The following is a 16,984-nucleotide window of genomic DNA, read 5'->3' as shown; positions in this document are numbered from 1 at the left end:
TACCGATGACATTGCAGCCGAATTTGAGAATGTCAGTATCATTAAATTGCCACCGTATTCACCTGAATTAAACGCGATAGAACAAGTGTGGAGTTGGATGCGTCAGCACTGTCTTGCCAATCGCGTTCTTAAAAATTATGAAGACATCATGAGCAGCGTCTGCGAGGCCTGGAACACCTTTATTGAAAGTGCCGAACGCGTGACACAAATGTGCTCCAGAGAGTGGATAAATCTGACCAGTTAATTTTACAGGCTGGTATTATTTCGCGACCATTCGATTAGTGATGTCGTGGACAAACTCGATCTTATACTGATCGATAAGCTAGGAGCATCAGTCGCACCGAGCGCCATTTCTCAGGCTAGGCAACGTCTAACTAGCGAGCCATTAGCAGCTTTTTTTGACCTCACAGCAGCACGCTGGATTGAAGAAGAAGACGGCAAAGATACATGACATGGACTTCGACTTTTTTCTGTCGACGGCACCCAGTTTCGCACCTCTGATACACCCGAATTAACCGAGCATTTCGGTTACGTTAAGCACAGTAAAAGTCTCATACCGAACACCCCGTTGTTCGTCTGTGTGTTTTTAGTTCACTGCGCAGCCGCATGGTTCATCATGTAGCTTTTAGTCTGAGCCATCAGGGAGAGGTCACCTATACCAAGCAACTGCTTGCGCATGCCCCCAATAACAGCCTGACGATATTTGACCGTTGTTATCTCAGTGCAGAATTATTGATTAACTGGCAACGCCAGCATCCCCATGCTCACTGGATGGTACCTATAAAAATCAATACTAAATATACGGTGCTGCACTCGTTTTCAGAGTGCGATCACCTAGTGGAAATGAAAGTGTCACCTCAGGCAAGAAATTAGATCCCTCCTTGCCAGATTACTGGCAAGCTCGATTGGTACTTTATCCGAAGCCTGTCAGCAGCAACCGTATCAAGGGGGTACTGTGCTCGTTAGTTGATGAGCAGCAGTGCTCAGGCCAAGCGTTATTGGATGTCTATTTTGAGCGATGGGAAATCGAAAATAGCTACATGAAATTAAACATCAAATGTTAGAGGACACAATTTTATTGCATAGTCAGCCGGTCGAGGAAGTCATACAGGAGTTGCGAGGAATTTTATTAGCCTATAACTTGATCCGCGTGGAGATCAGCCGAATTGCTCACGAGGCAGAAGTCTCACCCCTGAGGATTAGCTTTATGATGGAGTTAAGAGATATTCGGATGAAGTGATGTGGTGCGCCATCGCCGCGCCCGGCACTATTCCCAAAAAGCTGAGGGCCATGCGCGAACGAGTGAAGCGGCATATTCTGCCTGACAAAGGAAACAGCCCAAGAGTAGAACCGTTCGGATATCAAAAACACGGTACACCATTCAGTCTAAACACACTTAACTGAATGGTGTTACGCATATTAGCGGACACTTTCGTTTACCTGAGACCTATAATGCTTACTGCATTGGGCTTAGGGTAATTTCTACACGGCGGTTTTGTGCACGGCCGTTAGCTGTATTGTTACTGGCCACTGGCTGGTTAAAGCCCACACCGCGAATATTAAAGCGGTTAGCCGCGGCACCTTGGCTGATCAGGTACTGGCCAACAGATGCGGCGCGACGCTCAGATAGCGCTTGGTTATGGCTAGCAGAACCTGTGTTATCGGTATGGCCCACTACGTTAACGTAGGTTTTCTCATACTCTTTTAATACCATTGCCACACCGCTTAAGGTGTTATAAAAGCTAGGCGATAGGTCTGCACTGTCGACTGCGAAAGTGATAGAGCTTGGCATGTTTAAAACGATATTGTCACCATTACGGGTCACACTCACGCCTGTGCCACGCATTTTATCGCGCAATTTCGCTTCTTGTACGTCCATGTAGTAGCCAACGCCACCACCCAGTGCGGCACCACTGGCAGCACCAATTAAAATACCTTTTTCGCGGTCACTGGAGCTGGCAGAAGCACCACCAATAACGGCACCCGCCAGTGCACCAATACCGCTACCAATAGCCGCTTTAGAAGATTGCGACTCACCCGTATACGGGTTAGTCGTACAAGCAGACAATGCAACCGTTGTTACTACTGCTAAGCAGATTTTTTTCATAATAGAATTCCGTATTTAAAAAGCACGAGTATTCAATAATATAGCCTTGCTGAGCCCATACTACAAAGCCGAGTTAGGAATTGAGTGTCAGCTGCTGACGCGACTCGGGCGACAATGACAGTCAAGTGAGTGATCGTTAACCATGCCAGTCGCTTGCATAAAGGCATAGCAGATAGTATCGCCGACAAAAGAAAAACCGCGTTTTTTTAGTGCTTTGGCCATTATTTGAGACTCTGGAGTAAAAGTAGGTACATCATTATGAGTTGGCCAATGGTTAATAACTGGCTGACCTCCCACAAATTGCCACAACCAATCACTAAAATTAATCCCTGCTTGCTCCATAGCAAGATAGGCACGGGCATTGGTAATAATAGAACGAATTTTTAATCGGTTGCGTACTATGCCCGCCTTTGGACTGGCCATTAAGTGTGCTACATCTTGTTCAGTAAAGTTGGCAATAACCGCAGGCTCAAAATCAGCAAAAGCCACTCGATAATTAGGTATTTTACAAAGAATGGTAAACCAACTTAATCCTGCTTGTTGGCCATCGAGACACAACTTTTCAAATAAGGCGCGACTATCATATTCCGGCACGCCCCATTCATTATCGTGATAAGCCTGATATCTGGGGTCGTCATTAACCCAAGCACAACGGGTTAGCATAATCGCTCCTTTTTTGGACGTAAGGGGTGAAAAGGACAGCTGTACGCTTTACTCCGTACGCTATCCGTTAAAGATAAACGCCTCAAGATTAAAGATTTTTTGCAACGGAAGAACACGGAGAATTAAAAGGAATTATAGTCATAAATGACGAAGAGCTCGCTCTCTGAGACTGGGAATTTAGCCTTACCATTAATATTTTATATCCTAGTTTAGGCTTTTTCAGATCTGCTCTTTATTTTTCTGTGGGTTCCGTGGGTTCCGTTACAAATTATCTTTAGCCTCTTAGTCTAGCTTGGCGCTGGGCGCGGCCCTTACAATTCAAACTATATTCGTATCGGGTCAGGGGGTATACTCTAGGCCTTAGTTTCTCTGCGAACGCACCTATAGCAAGGCGCTTACATCATGCAAAAATTCGATATCAATACCTTTCAAGGTCTGATCCTGACCTTGCAGGATTATTGGGCTCAGCAAGGCTGCGCCATTGTCCAGCCGCTGGATATGGAAGTAGGTGCTGGCACCTCTCATCCCATGACCTGCTTGCGCGCCATAGGCCCAGAGCCCATGGCCACCGCTTATGTACAACCATCACGCCGCCCAACCGACGGACGTTATGGTGAAAATCCTAACCGCTTGCAGCATTATTACCAGTTTCAAGTTGTGATCAAACCCTCCCCCGATAACTTACAAGAACTGTACTTAGGTTCTTTGCAAGCACTGGGTCTAGATCCGCTGATACACGACATTCGCTTTGTGGAAGATAACTGGGAAAACCCAACATTGGGCGCTTGGGGCTTAGGTTGGGAAGTCTGGCTCAACGGCATGGAAGTCACGCAATTTACTTACTTCCAGCAAGTGGGCGGTCTTGAGTGCAAACCCGTAACAGGTGAAATTACCTACGGTTTAGAGCGCCTAGCCATGTATATTCAAGGCGTAGACTCAGTATACGATCTAGTATGGTGTGACGGTCCCTTAGGCAAAACCACCTATGGCGATATTTTTCATCAAAACGAAGTTGAGCAGTCCACCTATAACTTTGAGCATGCCAAGGTTGAGCACTTATTTAGCTTCTTTGAGCAGTGCGAACAAGAGTGTCAGTCATTATTAGCACTAGACACACCACTGCCGCTGCCAGCCTACGAGCGTATTCTTAAAGCCGGTCATGCTTTTAACTTGCTTGATGCCCGCAAGGCAATTTCGGTTACTGAGCGTCAGCGTTATATCTTGCGTATTCGCACCCTAACCAAAGCCGTGGCCGAAGCCTACTATGCCTCTCGCGAAGCGCTTGGCTTCCCTATGTGTAATAAAGAAAAGTAAGGGATCTGCATGTCTGAACAGAATTTTCTGGTTGAATTAGGCACCGAAGAGTTGCCACCTAAAGCATTACGCAGCCTAGGCACCGCTTTTGCCGACAACCTAACGCAAGAACTGACCAGTGCCGACCTGTCTTTTTCACAAGTACACTGGTATGCCGCCCCGCGTCGCTTGGCTGTATATGTTACCGGTTTGAGCTTGGCCCAAGCCGACAAGCAGGTAGAAAAACGCGGCCCTGCAGTAAAAGCCGCCTTTGACGGCGACGGTAACCCAACAAAAGCCGCCATGGGCTGGGCTCGTGGCAATGGCATTGAAGTAAGCCAAGCCAGTCGTTTAAAAACCGACAAAGGTGAATGGTTACTGCATATCGCAGATATTAAAGGCCAAGCCGCCGCCGACTTACTACCGAATATGGTTGAAAAAGCCTTAAATCATCTGCCAATCCCTAAAGCCATGCGCTGGGGTGATAAAAGCATTCAGTTTATTCGCCCTGTGCACACCTTAACCTTGTTACTTGGCGAGCAATTGTTGCCAGCCAATATGCTCGGGGTTGAGTCTTCACGCACCCTGCGCGGCCATCGCTTTATGGGCGAGTCTGAGTTTGAGCTAGAGAGTGCCGATCACTATTTAAGCGCCCTAGAAAACACCGGTAAGGTATTGGCCGACTTTGAGCGTCGTAAAGCCATTATTCAAGAAGGCGTGACCCAAGCGGCCGCAGCAGCCGGAGGCATAGCTGACTTAGATGAAGACTTATTGGAAGAAGTGACCTCATTAGTTGAATGGCCAGTGGTACTGACCGCCAACTTTGAAAATGATTTTCTTGAAGTGCCAGCAGAAGCCTTAGTACACACTATGAAAGGCGACCAAAAGTACTTCCCAGTCTACGATCAGGCTGGCAACTTAATGCCGACTTTTATCTTTGTGACCAATATTGAGTCGAAAGATCCAAGCCAAATTATTGCCGGTAACGAAAAAGTGGTGCGCCCGCGCCTTGCCGATGCGCAGTTCTTTTTTGATAACGACCGTCAGGCCAGCTTAGCTTCTCGCCTTGAACAACTCGACTCTGTGCTCTTTCAAAAGCAGCTAGGTTCGGTACGAGAAAAGTCTGAACGTATTAGTGTCTTATCTGGCTTTATTGCCGCCGCCATGGGAGCAGACCAAGCCAAGGCTGAGCGCGCCGGCTTGCTGTCTAAATGTGACCTTGTTACCGATATGGTAGGCGAGTTCGCCGAAACCCAAGGCGTAATGGGCATGCACTACGCACGCCACGACGGGGAAGATGAAGCCGTCGCAGTAGCGCTAAAAGAGCAGTATCAGCCCAGATTCTCGGGTGATGCACTCCCTAGCCAAGATATTTCTGCAGCCGTGGCACTTGCTGATAAGCTAGACACCCTAGTGGGTATTTTTGGTATTGGCCAGACCCCTAAGGGCGATAAAGACCCCTTTGCCCTACGCCGTGCGGCTTTAGGTACCCTGCGTATCATTGTTGAAAAAGGCTATGATCTCGATTTAGTGATTCTTATTGAGCAAGCGCGCGCTTTATATGGCGATAAACTCAGTAATGCTAACGCTGCCACCGAAGTGTTGGACTTTATGCTAGGACGTTTTCGTGCTTGGTATCAAGACTTAGGCTATGGTGTGGATGTTATTCAGGCGGTATTGGCACGTCGCCCGACGCGCCCCGCCGACTTTGACGCCCGCGTAAAAGCCGTGAGCGAGTTCCGCAAACTAGAAGCCTCATCAGCTCTTGCCGCTGCTAATAAGCGAGTGGGTAATATTCTTGCCAAGTTTGACGGTGATATTCCTGCACAAGTTAATACTGCACTCTTGCAAGACGAGGCGGAACAAGCACTGGCTACTCAATTATCTGAGCTTAGCGAGCGCCTCACACCTTTATTTGCCAATGCCGATTACAACAGTGCATTAAGCGAGCTAGCAACCTTACGCGAAAGTGTGGATAACTTCTTCGATCAGGTAATGGTAATGGCGGACGATGAAGCCTTACGCCTCAATCGGTTAAGTCTGTTAAATCAGCTACGCAACCTGTTCCTGCAAATCGCAGATATCTCGCTGCTACAGTAGACCTTTGGTAGACACGGCTTTAATGCGTGATGTTTAGATTAATCCGGTGCGCCATATCCGGCTGCGCCGGATTTCACGGCTAAAGCAGGTGACCACATTAAACCTTTAACTGACAGCTCCCCGAAGGGATAGACTGTTAGTTTTTGAACTAACTGACCGCTGATAGCTGACAGCTTCCGGCTATGTCTTAAGCTCTCTTTAAAGCCCTGCTTCACGCGGGGCTTTTTAGTTGGTCGACAGCTAACACAAGATCGGATAACGTGAGAGACATTATTAACCTTCTTTTTTTCGGTAAGTGAGCTCATGGAATTTTCAACATTTGGCCAAAAATTTACCCGCCATGCCGGTATAACGCAATTAATGGACGACCTTAACCAAGGTCTTACCACTCCCAACACCATTATGCTGGGCGGCGGCAATCCGGCAGCGATTCCTGACGTACTTTCTTACCTCGATAACCAAGCCCAACAGCTGATAAAAAACGGCGATTTAATTAAAGCCATGGCCAATTACGATGGGCCACAAGGCAAAGACGCCTATATTAATGCGCTCGCCAAATTGTTATCAAATGAACTAGGTTGGGCCATTGGTCCTGAGCATATTGCGCTCACTAATGGCAGCCAAACCGCCTTTTTTTACCTGTTTAACTTATTGGCCGGTGAATTTAATGATGGCCGTAAAAAGAAGGTGCTATTTCCACTCGCACCAGAATATATTGGCTATGGCGACGGCGCACTCAGTGAAGATCACTTTGTAGCCTGTAAGCCGGCCATTACTCCCCTAGAAGACGGTTTATTTAAGTATCATGTCGACTTCGATAACTTAGAAGTGGGGGATGATGTGGGGCTTATTTGTGTGTCGCGTCCCACCAATCCAACCGGCAATGTGTTAACTGATGAAGAGATCATGCGCCTAGACATGATCGCTCGAGAAAAAGGCATTCCGCTGCTTATTGATAACGCCTACGGCATGCCGTTCCCAAATATTATCTTCAGTGAAGCTAAGCCATTTTGGAACGACAACACTATTTTGTGCATGAGCTTATCTAAACTCGGCCTGCCCGGTGTACGCTGCGGCATTGTGGTTGCCAAACCTGAGTTAATTAAAGCCATGACCAATATTAGCGGCATCATTAACCTCGCCCCCGGCAGCATGGGCCCTGCCATGACCTTACCCATGATGGAAAATGGTGATGTACTAACACTCAGTAATGATGTGATTAAGCCTTTCTATCAAAATAAGGCACAACAGGCGGTGCGTTGGCTACAAGAAGCCATTACCCTGCCACAATTTCATATTCATAAACCCGAAGGTGCCCTCTTTTTATGGCTATGGTTTGAAGACTTACCCATTCACTGCCAAGAGTTGTATGAGCGGTTAAAACAAAAAGGCTTATTGATTGTACCGGGTCATTACTTCTTTCCGGGCATTGAAGATGAACACTGGCAGCACAGTAAAGAGTGTATTCGCGTCAACTACGCGCAATCTGAAGCCGACGTACAGGCTGGCATCAAAATTTTAGCTGAAGAGATTTACGCCATTTATCAGGCACCTCAAACACAGCTATAAGCCAACGACCTAAAACATAGCTTTAAGCGGTCAGCTATCAGCCGTCAGCCAACAAAAACGCCGACCTTAGGGTCGGCGTTTTGCTAACGTCAGATTGCTATAGCCTAAACTTAATCTTCTAACTTATCGGTAACCGCACCAGTTGAGGCTGAGCTTACAGTGTGAGCATATTTAGCCAACACACCACGGCGATAGCGTGGCTCGGGAGCTTGCCACTTGGCTAAGCGTGCAGCAATTTCCGCATCCGATAAATTAACTTCTAGCTTATTAGTCTCGGCATCTATGGTGATAATATCGCCATCTTCCACAATGGCCAGCGGGCCACCTTGTTGAGCTTCGGGTGAAATATGACCCACCACAAAGCCATGGCTACCACCCGAGAAGCGACCATCGGTAATCAAGGCCACTTCTTGGCCTAAACCTTTACCCATAATGGCAGAGGTAGGGCTGAGCATTTCACGCATGCCCGGCCCGCCTTTAGGGCCTTCATAACGAATTACCAATACATCACCGGCTTTAACGGTACCGTCTAAAATACGCTCAAGCGTTTCTTCTTCTGAACTAAACACCCGCGCAGAACCCGTAAAGGCTAACCCTTCTTTACCAGTAATTTTGGCCACAGAGCCTTCAGGCGCTAAGTTGCCCGATAAAACACGCAAGTGGCTGTCTTTTTTAATCGGATTATCAAGTGGACGAATAATGGCTTGCCCCGTTGGGTAAGGCGCCACATCCTTTAAGTTTTCAGCCAGGGTCTTGCCGGTCACGGTTAAGCAATCACCGTGTAACAAACCTGCGTCTAACAAGATTTTCATTAGCGGTTGAATACCACCAATAGCCACCAATTCAGACATCATATAATGACCGCTAGGGCGCAAATCGGCGAGCACAGGTACTCGCTCACCAATGCGCACAAAGTCTTCTAGGCTCAGCTCAACGTCAATAGCATGAGCCATGGCCAACAGGTGCAATACCGCATTGGTAGAGCCACCCAGTGCAATAACCACAGTAATGGCATTCTCAAATGCCTCACGCGTCATAATATCTGACGGCTTAATATCGTGCTCGAGCAGTTCTAATACCGCTGCACCCGCGTCACGACAGTCTTGCACTTTATGATCGGAGGTGGCATTTTGCGCCGAGCTATTTGGCAAGCTCATACCCATAGCCTCAATAGCAGAGGCCATGGTATTAGCGGTATACATGCCACCACAGGCACCTGGGCCCGGAATTGCCGTGTCTTCTACTTGCTTCACATCAATCAGCGACATATCGCCTTTTGCGTGCGCACCCACCGCTTCAAACACAGAAATGATATCGGTATGGTTTTTGCCCGGCGCTATGGTACCACCGTACACAAATACAGAAGGTCGGTTCAGGCGTGCCATACCAATAATGCAGCCCGGCATGTTTTTATCACAGCCGCCAATCGCCACAATACCGTCAAAGCCTTCACAGCCCGCCACAGTTTCAATGGAGTCTGCAATCACTTCCCGTGACACCAAAGAATACTTCATGCCGATGGTGCCGTTAGCAATGCCGTCAGAAATAGTAATGGTGTTAAAGATAATGCTTTTACCGCCAGCTTCATCGGCGCCATTGCCTGCTTCCACTGCCAGCTTATCAATGTGCATATTACAAGGGGTAAGATTACTCCAAGTTGAGGCAATACCCACCTGCGGTTTCTTGAAATCTTCGTCGGTAAAACCCACAGCGCGCAACATGGCGCGAGCCGGTGCTTTGGTAGGTCCATCAACCACTTGGCTGGAATACTGGCGACGTTTATCCTGGCTCATCATGCTGTCCTTAATATGAATCTAGAATGTAGTAATAGTAGACAGTTTGACAGCCCCACCACTTTAAAGAAAGTGTCAAACGTATAAGTCGGTGGCGCCTCTATCTTTACTCACAAAAAAAGCAGCGACAGGCGCTGCTTTTTATTAACCGCTCACTAGCAAGATAATTAAATATCTAAGTTAGAAACTTGCAGGGCGTTGGTTTCGATGAATTCGCGGCGTGGTTCAACGTGATCGCCCATTAGGGTCGAGAACAATTGATCGGCGGCAATGGCGTCTTCAATTTTTACCTGCAACATACGGCGTGAGTCTGGGTCCATGGTGGTTTCCCATAACTGATCTGGGTTCATTTCACCCAGCCCTTTATAACGCTGTACATACAGGCCACGTTTACTGTCGTGCATCAGCCATTCAAGCGCCTCAGCAAAGGTCGAAACTTCTTTAGTTTTTTCGCCTCGCTTCACATAACCGCCTTCTTCCATCAAGTTGGCAATGCCATTACCCAGCTCAACTATGCTGCGATATTCACCTGAGGCGAAAAAGTCATAGCTAATCGGATATTCACGCTCGGTACCGTGTTGACGCACCTTAACCTTAGGCAAGTAGCAATTACGCTCTTCAAAAAACGCATAATCTAAGGCGTAGTTAGCGCCATTGGTGCTGTCATCTTCTAAAGAAAGATTAATGGCTTTGACCCAAGCGGCAACTTGTGCTTCATCGGTTAGCGCTTCTAGCGTGAGCTCAGGCTGATAAATTAGCTCATTTAGCACGATTTCAGGCGCGCGGCGTGATAATCGTTCAATCAGAATTTCTACCTTACGAAAATCTGTTACTAACTTCTCTAAATGCTCACCACTGATTGCCGGTGCCGACTCATTAACGTGTAAACTTGCGCCTTCTAGCGCCATATTGGTTTGATACTCCAACATGGCCTCTTCGTCTTTCAAATATTGCTCGTTTTTACCTTTTTTCACTTTATACAAAGGTGGTTGAGCAATATAAATATAACCGCGCTCTACTATTTCTGGCATTTGACGATAGAAGAAGGTCAGCAACAAGGTACGAATATGCGCACCATCCACATCCGCATCCGTCATAATGATAATGTAGTGATAACGCAGCTTATCGGGATCGTACTCGTCGCGGCCAATACCACAGCCTAGCGCTGTAATTAAGGTCGCCACTTCTTGCGAAGACAGCATTTTATCGAAACGGGCTTTTTCAACGTTAAGAATTTTACCTTTCAAAGGAAGAATGGCCTGATTCTTACGGTTACGCCCCTGCTTGGCAGAACCACCAGCAGAGTCACCCTCCACTATGTAAAGTTCTGATAGCCCTGGGTCTTTTTCTTGGCAGTCGGCCAGTTTACCCGGCAAGCCTGCTAAGTCTAATGCCCCTTTACGGCGGGTCATATCACGGGCTTTACGCGCAGCTTCACGGGCGCGGGCAGCATCAATAATTTTAGTCACCACCGTTTTAGCATCGCTGGGGTTTTCTAATAAAAACTCAGCTAAACGCTCGTTCATGGCTTGCTCAACCGCGGTTCTTACCTCTGAAGACACCAGCTTGTCTTTGGTTTGTGACGAGAACTTAGGATCCGGCACTTTTACTGAGATAACCGCAGTTAAACCTTCACGGGCATCATCACCAGAGGCAGAAGTTTTGGCTTTTTTGCTATAGCCTTCTTTGTCCATAAAGTTATTAAGGGTGCGGGTTAATGCCCCCCTAAAACCTGCTAGGTGAGTACCGCCGTCGCGCTGTGGAATATTGTTGGTAAAGCAGAAAATATTCTCTTGGTAAGAGTCATTCCACTGCATAGAGACTTCAACCGTAATACCGCCTTCTTGCTCACTAACAAAGTGGAACGCATTAGGGTGAATCGGCGTTTTACTTTGGTTTAAAAACTCCACAAAAGCACGAATGCCGCCTTCGTATTCAAAGTGCGCTTCTTTATCGGTTTGTTCATCGGTTAAACGAATAGAAATGCCCGAGTTCAAAAACGACAGCTCACGCAGACGCTTTGCTAATATTTCAAAGTGAAACTCGGTATCCGTAAAGGTGTCGTGACTTGGCCAGAAGCGAATAAGAGTACCGGTTTTTTCCGTATCACCCACTGCAGTGAGTGGGCCTTGGGGCACACCATGATGGTAAGTTTGCTCGTGTACTTTTCCGTCGCGCCAAATGGTTAGCTGTAATACCTCAGACAAGGCATTCACCACAGAAACACCTACCCCGTGCAAACCACCGGATACTTTATAGGAGTTATCGTCAAACTTACCCCCGGCATGCAATACGGTAAGGATTACTTCGGCGGCGGAACGGCCTTCTTCTTCGTGAATGCCAACCGGAATACCACGGCCATCATCGGATACGGATACCGAGCCATCGTTATGAATAATAACGCTGATGTCTTTACAGTGTCCGGCTAAAGATTCATCTATCGAGTTGTCCACCACCTCAAACACCATATGGTGCAGGCCGGAGCCATCGTCGGTGTCGCCGATATACATGCCCGGGCGTTTACGGACGGCATCTAGGCCTTTTAATACCTTAATACTCGAAGAGTCGTAAGTGTGTTCACTCATTGGCTTACTCGCACTCCTGGTGTTCGGTGATGTCACCCTGTTTCACATGAAACAGCTTGCTATTATCCCGTGTGATCATTTGACTAAGTTGCGCCACATCGATGGCAGAAACAAAAACTTGTGCTTCTAGGCTATTCAATTGCTGCGCTAGTAAGGCGCGTTTTTGTTCATCCAACTCAGACGCAAAATCGTCGATTAAAAAAATACAATTCTGATCCTTTTCGGTTTTTAGGTACTGCCCTTGGGCTAAGCGCATGGCGCATACCAACAATTTAAGTTGGCCCCGAGACAATAAATCTTGCACCGGCATACCTCGGGCTTTAATACGAATTTCAGCTTTATGAGGCCCCGAGTGGGTATATCCTAAACCTAAATCTCGTGCTAAACCTTGCTCTAAGACCTCAGCTAAATTTATGCTGCGATCCCAGCCCCGAAAAAAATCAAACGTAAAATCATATTCAGGCAGAAACTCGCCAGCAATCTGGCGAATAACCGGCTCTATGGCCTCGGCATATTGCTGCCTGAATAGACTCAACTCTTCAGCTAACGTCACCAACTGTTGGTCCCAATAGCGCAATTCTGTTGCAGGCCTTTGTTGGCGCAACAGCGCATTACGTTGCTTTAACAATCGGCGGTACTGCCCCCAAACGCTAAAAAATCGCGGCTGAGAATAAAATAACCCCCAATCTAAGTACGAGCGGCGTAACTTAGGCCCACCCGTTAATAGATTATACCCTTCTGGGTGGATCAACTGAATGGGTAGTATGTGTGCCAGATCGGCTAATCGTTCGGCAGTGCGCCCTGCTACCTTTAATCGGGTATCTCCACCACGGGTTTTACTTAACCCAATAGGTAAACTATCGTCATCCTGTGCAATGCGCGCAAACAAGGTGAAGGCAGACTCGCCTTGGTGGATCACTCGACCAGTCAGATGGGTACGAAATGAACGCCCCATGCCTAAATAATGAATGGCTTCTAATATACTGGTTTTGCCGCTGCCATTCGCGCCAACCAGTATATTAATGCCAGCGGCCGGTATTAAACGGCCATAAGCAATATTACGAAAATCTTTTAACTGTAAGTTAAGCAACGCCATGCTTAGAGTCGCATCGGCATCACAACGTACAAGGCATCACCATTGTCTTCAGCCTCAATAAGCCCACTACTGCTGGCATCTTTAAGACTGACTTTTACCTTATCAGACTTGAGCGTACCAAGCACATCGAGTACATAAGAGACGTTAAAGCCGATTTCTAAATCTGTTCCTTCATAGCTCACATCCAAGACTTCTTCCGCTTCTTCTTGTTCTGGATTGTTCGCAGTAATATTAAGCACTTGATCATGCATATTCAGGCGTACGCCACGAAATTTTTCGTTAGACAAAATGGCGGCGCGCGAAAAAGCTTGTCGTAACTCTTCTCGGCCACAAATTAGTGTTTTATCACACTCGCGAGGTAATACGCGGCGATAATCCGGAAAGCGGCCATCAACTAATTTAGAGGTAAAAATAAAGCCCGATGTCACGGCGCGAATATTATTTTTACCAATTTGCAGGCGTACATCTTGGTCGTCATGCTCTAGCAACTTAACCAGCTCCAGCACACCTTTACGGGGCACGATAACCTGCTGGGCCGGCAGTTCTTCGCTCAGCAGTTGGCGCTGACAGGTAGCTAAGCGGTGTCCGTCTGTGGCGACAGTACGCAGCCATTGGCCATCGGTTTCAAATAACATGCCGTTTAAGTAATAACGTACATCTTGTACGGCCATTGAAAACTGCGTTGATTCAATTAGTTTTTTAAGTTCTAGCTGGTTAATATCAAACTCCAGCTCAGAGCTCCACTCTTCAATGTTAGGGAAGTCTTCTGCAGCCAAGGTTGCCAAATTAAAACGGCTACGGCCCGAGCGCAAAATAAGTCGCTCACCTTCTTTAGAAAAACGCAGCTCGGCACCATCAGGCAAGCCACGGCATAAATCCAACATTTTACGTGCTGGCACCGTAATACTGCCCGACGTCACCTCGCCTTGCAGCTCTACCTTGGCAATCATTTCTACTTCGGTATCTGTGCCTGTCATCGATAAGGCGTTATCACTCACGCTTAACAATATATTGTTAAGGATCGGTAGGTTAGGCCGACCACCTAGGGCACTGGATACCAATTGCAACGGGCGCAATATGGCTTCGCGACTGATAGTAAACTGCATGGGTTTCTCCGGTTTAGGAAGATAAGGTGCGGATAAGATTAGAGTAATCTTCCTTTATATCATGACTTTCTTCGCGCAACTGAGCGATTTTACGGCACGCATGTAACACTGTCGTATGATCCCGTCCACCAAAGGCATCGCCAATTTCGGGTAACGAATGATTGGTGAGCTCTTTTGCCAACGCCATGGCTACCTGACGCGGCCGTGCGACAGAGCGTGAACGGCGCTTAGACAAAATATCCGATAGCTTTATTTTATAGTATTCCGCCACGGTTTTCTGGATATTATCCATGGTGACCAGTTTTTCTTGTAGTGCCAGCAAATCACGCAAGGCTTCGCGTACAAAATCGATATTAATGGCGCGGCCAGTAAAGTTGGCATTGGCCATCACCCGGTTTAGCGCGCCTTCTAACTCACGCACGTTAGAGCGCAGTCGCTTGGCAATAAAAAAGGCCACTTCATGGGGCAGGCGCATTTTATTTTCATCGGCCTTGCGCATTAAAATCGCCACTCGCGTTTCTAACTCTGGCGGTTCAATGGCCACGGTTAAGCCCCAACCAAAACGTGACTTCAGTCGGTCTTCTACACCCACTATTTCTTTAGGGTAACGATCTGAGGTCAGTATTATCTGCTGATTGCCTTCTAATAACGCGTTAAAGGTATGAAAAAACTCTTCTTGAGAACGCTCTTTATTAGCAAAAAATTGAATATCATCAATTAACAAGGCGTCAACGCTACGATAGTAGCGCTTAAACTCTTCAATGGCGTTGTTTTGTAGCGCTTTAACCATATCTTGCACAAAGCGTTCTGAGTGCATATAGATAACTTTGGCATCGGCTTTGCGCGCCCGTATGCCATTTGCCACGGCGTGTAATAAGTGAGTTTTACCTAAACCGGTGCCGCCATATAAAAATAATGGGTTATAAGCGCCCCCCGGATTTTCTGCCACTTGTTGCGCAGCAGCTCGTGCCAGCTGGTTTGATTTACCCTCTACAAAGTTGTCGAAGGTATAACTGGTATTCACATTACTTTTGTAAATCAGCTCTGGCTTATCTTCTGCTTTTTCAATCCAAGATGGTGCCATTTGTGTAGGCGCAGGTGCTTTACTGTCAGCTTGCTCAGTTTCACTTGGCTGATTTTGTGTGGCACTGGGCACTAAATTAACGGGTGTACGCTTTTTACCCACTTCAAATTTCATTTGTGGACAATTACTGCCGCAGAACTCACCCAACAGACTATTGATCCGCAATAGGTATTTATCTCGCACCCAATCTAATACAAAACGATTAGGGGCAAATAACGTGAGCACGTTATCACCCAGCTCCGCTTGCAGTGGTCTGATCCACATACTGAATTCTGCCGAGGGCAATTCATCTTGTAGTCGGTTAAGACACTGCTGCCAAAGCGTGGTGCTCATCAGAACTCCTAAAGTAGAGGGATCAATCAAGGGGTGGTTATTCTACTGATGCCGCGCTTGGATCTCTAGCAAGATCGTACTGATCTTGTGAAATATGATCCTTGACATCTGTGAATAACTTATAACTCATGCACAGGTTCCCTGTAGTTATAAACAGGGGTTGTAGATAAAGTTATTAATAGACCATTTATATGCAACAATTAAATTGTGAACACTTTTTTGTGACACAGATCATAGTTTTGGTTTGATGGATCACCAATAATCACAGTGTTATCTTTAATCACTGAGTATTATTCTCAATTTTCTATGTTAGGGTATGTTTGGCTTGGTCACCGTAAATCAGTGACAGGTTACATGTACACTTTAAGGAGACATGCATGAAGAAGACACATTATTTAGCAGGAATTGCATTATTGTCAGCCACAGCCGCAATGCCAACATTTGCCGCTGACGAATGCACCCTGGACATAAACAGTAATGACGCTATGCAGTTTGACCAAAAAGAGTTGAGCGTACCCGCTACTTGTGAAGAAGTAACCTTAAACCTTCATCACACGGGCACCATGGCGAAAAACGTAATGGGCCACAACTGGGTATTAACAGCTACCGAAGATATGCAGCCTGTTGCTACCGATGGCATGAATGCCGGTGCTGATAACGATTACATTAAAGAAGATGACGATCGCGTTATTGCTCATACAGAAGTAGTGGGCGGCGGCGAAAGCACCAGTGTTACCTTTAGCATTGCCGATCTCAATGCCGGCGACGACTACAGCTTCTTCTGTAGCTTCCCAGGCCACGTAAGCATCATGAACGGCAAATTCAACATCACTGAATAAGCCCTTCTGTTGATAAAAACGCCCGCCCTTGCGGGCGTTTTATTTTTCTTCTTTCCCCAGCGTTATCTTTTCGCACTCACTATCAGAACCTCTCTTACGTTTTAACTGTCACTTTTTAATTTTTATTGCCTTATACCCATCAAAAAAACCATAGAAACTCTGTCCTTGTCGGTATTCTGTTAGACGTCAAGGCTTTGCGCTATGTTGTTATCCGGCCTTATACCAAACACACTAAATACTTGTTCTATTGAAAACCTGCAAGAGAGGAAGCTGATTCACCTCTTATAGAGCTCAGCGTTGTCAGTAACACTGCTAACAGACGACTCAGTGGCTGATGGCCGGATAAAGGGAGTGACTCCACCGACCATCACATGACAGGGACGTCATGTGCTGAAGCCAGAGGGGGCGAGTTTACT

Annotated in this window: 13 protein-coding genes and 1 pseudogene; 7 read left to right on the top strand and 7 right to left on the bottom strand. The window is 46.9% G+C overall.

The annotated features are described in order from the left end of the window. The 3 genes and pseudogenes from J3U76_RS12020 to J3U76_RS14735 form a co-directional block, all read left to right on the top strand. Positions 1-244, top strand: a 244-nt coding sequence (locus J3U76_RS12020; RefSeq protein ID WP_208006218.1) for a transposase, incomplete at its 5' end; no start/stop codon positions are given. A 9-nt stretch (positions 245-253) separates the two neighbouring features. Next, a complete protein-coding gene (locus J3U76_RS14740; protein WP_424022311.1) occupies positions 254-451 on the top strand; it encodes a transposase domain-containing protein in 198 nt (65 codons plus the stop codon). Positions 452-570: 119 nt separating this feature from the next. Beyond that, a pseudogene (locus J3U76_RS14735) lies at positions 571-873 on the top strand (transposase); the annotation flags it as partial. A 583-nt stretch (positions 874-1,456) separates the two neighbouring features. Here J3U76_RS14735 and J3U76_RS12005 read toward each other — a convergent pair. Then, positions 1,457-2,107, bottom strand: a complete 651-nt coding sequence (locus J3U76_RS12005) for an OmpA family lipoprotein (protein ID WP_208006216.1) — start codon at positions 2,105-2,107, stop codon at positions 1,457-1,459. A gap of 87 nt (positions 2,108-2,194) precedes the next feature. Continuing rightward, positions 2,195-2,770: a DNA-3-methyladenine glycosylase I gene (locus J3U76_RS12000; RefSeq protein WP_208006215.1), complete on the bottom strand. Its 576-nt coding sequence runs from the start codon at positions 2,768-2,770 to the stop codon at positions 2,195-2,197. 402 nt (positions 2,771-3,172) lie between these two features. Between J3U76_RS12000 and glyQ the strand changes: the two genes are divergently transcribed. The 3 genes from glyQ to J3U76_RS11985 all read left to right on the top strand — a co-directional run bounded on the left by glyQ (position 3,173) and on the right by J3U76_RS11985 (position 7,732). After that, the gene (gene glyQ / locus J3U76_RS11995; RefSeq protein WP_208006214.1) at positions 3,173-4,084 is read left to right on the top strand and encodes a glycine--tRNA ligase subunit alpha; all 912 of its coding nucleotides are present in this window, start codon (positions 3,173-3,175) and stop codon (positions 4,082-4,084) included. 9 nt (positions 4,085-4,093) lie between these two features. Continuing rightward, on the top strand, positions 4,094-6,163 hold the full coding sequence (glyS, locus tag J3U76_RS11990; RefSeq protein WP_208006213.1) for a glycine--tRNA ligase subunit beta: 2,070 nt from the start codon (positions 4,094-4,096) through the stop codon (positions 6,161-6,163). A 303-nt stretch (positions 6,164-6,466) separates the two neighbouring features. After that, complete coding sequence (locus J3U76_RS11985; protein WP_208006212.1) at positions 6,467-7,732, top strand: valine--pyruvate transaminase; 1,266 nt, start codon at positions 6,467-6,469, stop codon at positions 7,730-7,732. Between the two features lie 110 nt (positions 7,733-7,842). Here the strand turns inward: J3U76_RS11985 and ilvD are convergent, their stop codons facing one another. From ilvD to dnaA, 5 genes are all read right to left on the bottom strand, one after another. Then, positions 7,843-9,525 carry a dihydroxy-acid dehydratase gene (ilvD, locus tag J3U76_RS11980; protein ID WP_208006211.1) on the bottom strand — a complete coding sequence of 561 codons (1,683 nt, stop codon included), beginning with the start codon at positions 9,523-9,525 and terminating at the stop codon, positions 7,843-7,845. Positions 9,526-9,692: 167 nt separating this feature from the next. Continuing rightward, complete coding sequence (gyrB, locus tag J3U76_RS11975) at positions 9,693-12,110, bottom strand: DNA topoisomerase (ATP-hydrolyzing) subunit B (protein ID WP_208006210.1); 2,418 nt, start codon at positions 12,108-12,110, stop codon at positions 9,693-9,695. Between the two features lie 4 nt (positions 12,111-12,114). Further along, a complete protein-coding gene (recF, locus tag J3U76_RS11970) occupies positions 12,115-13,206 on the bottom strand; it encodes a DNA replication/repair protein RecF (RefSeq protein WP_208006209.1) in 1,092 nt (363 codons plus the stop codon). 2 nt (positions 13,207-13,208) lie between these two features. Further along, entirely contained in the window at positions 13,209-14,312 is a 1,104-nt protein-coding gene (gene dnaN / locus J3U76_RS11965; protein WP_208006208.1) for a DNA polymerase III subunit beta, read from the bottom strand. 13 nt (positions 14,313-14,325) lie between these two features. Then, on the bottom strand, positions 14,326-15,729 hold the full coding sequence (gene dnaA, locus J3U76_RS11960; RefSeq protein WP_208006207.1) for a chromosomal replication initiator protein DnaA: 1,404 nt from the start codon (positions 15,727-15,729) through the stop codon (positions 14,326-14,328). A gap of 377 nt (positions 15,730-16,106) precedes the next feature. Here dnaA and azu point away from each other — a divergent pair, with 377 nt between their 5' ends. Continuing rightward, positions 16,107-16,568 (top strand): azurin, encoded by a 462-nt coding sequence (azu, locus tag J3U76_RS11955; RefSeq protein ID WP_208006206.1) that lies wholly within the window; start codon positions 16,107-16,109, stop codon positions 16,566-16,568. The last annotated feature ends 416 nt before the right edge of the window (positions 16,569-16,984 follow it).

It is taken from the genome of Oceanisphaera pacifica (genome assembly GCF_017498065.1).
Taxonomy (GTDB): Bacteria; Pseudomonadota; Gammaproteobacteria; order Enterobacterales; family Aeromonadaceae; genus Oceanimonas; species Oceanimonas pacifica.
This window is presented reverse-complemented; position numbering and strand designations above follow the sequence as displayed.

Coding starts and splice junctions, on each gene's coding strand:
- gyrB (WP_208006210.1), bottom strand. CDS start 12,110: ATGAGTGAACACACTTACGACTCTTCGAGTATTAAGGTATTAAAAGGC.
- azu (WP_208006206.1), top strand. CDS start 16,107: ATGAAGAAGACACATTATTTAGCAGGAATTGCATTATTGTCAGCCACA.
- recF (WP_208006209.1), bottom strand. CDS start 13,206: ATGGCGTTGCTTAACTTACAGTTAAAAGATTTTCGTAATATTGCTTAT.
- J3U76_RS12005 (WP_208006216.1), bottom strand. CDS start 2,107: ATGAAAAAAATCTGCTTAGCAGTAGTAACAACGGTTGCATTGTCTGCT.
- J3U76_RS11985 (WP_208006212.1), top strand. CDS start 6,467: ATGGAATTTTCAACATTTGGCCAAAAATTTACCCGCCATGCCGGTATA.
- ilvD (WP_208006211.1), bottom strand. CDS start 9,525: ATGAGCCAGGATAAACGTCGCCAGTATTCCAGCCAAGTGGTTGATGGA.
- J3U76_RS12000 (WP_208006215.1), bottom strand. CDS start 2,770: ATGCTAACCCGTTGTGCTTGGGTTAATGACGACCCCAGATATCAGGCT.
- glyQ (WP_208006214.1), top strand. CDS start 3,173: ATGCAAAAATTCGATATCAATACCTTTCAAGGTCTGATCCTGACCTTG.
- dnaN (WP_208006208.1), bottom strand. CDS start 14,312: ATGCAGTTTACTATCAGTCGCGAAGCCATATTGCGCCCGTTGCAATTG.
- dnaA (WP_208006207.1), bottom strand. CDS start 15,729: ATGAGCACCACGCTTTGGCAGCAGTGTCTTAACCGACTACAAGATGAA.
- glyS (WP_208006213.1), top strand. CDS start 4,094: ATGTCTGAACAGAATTTTCTGGTTGAATTAGGCACCGAAGAGTTGCCA.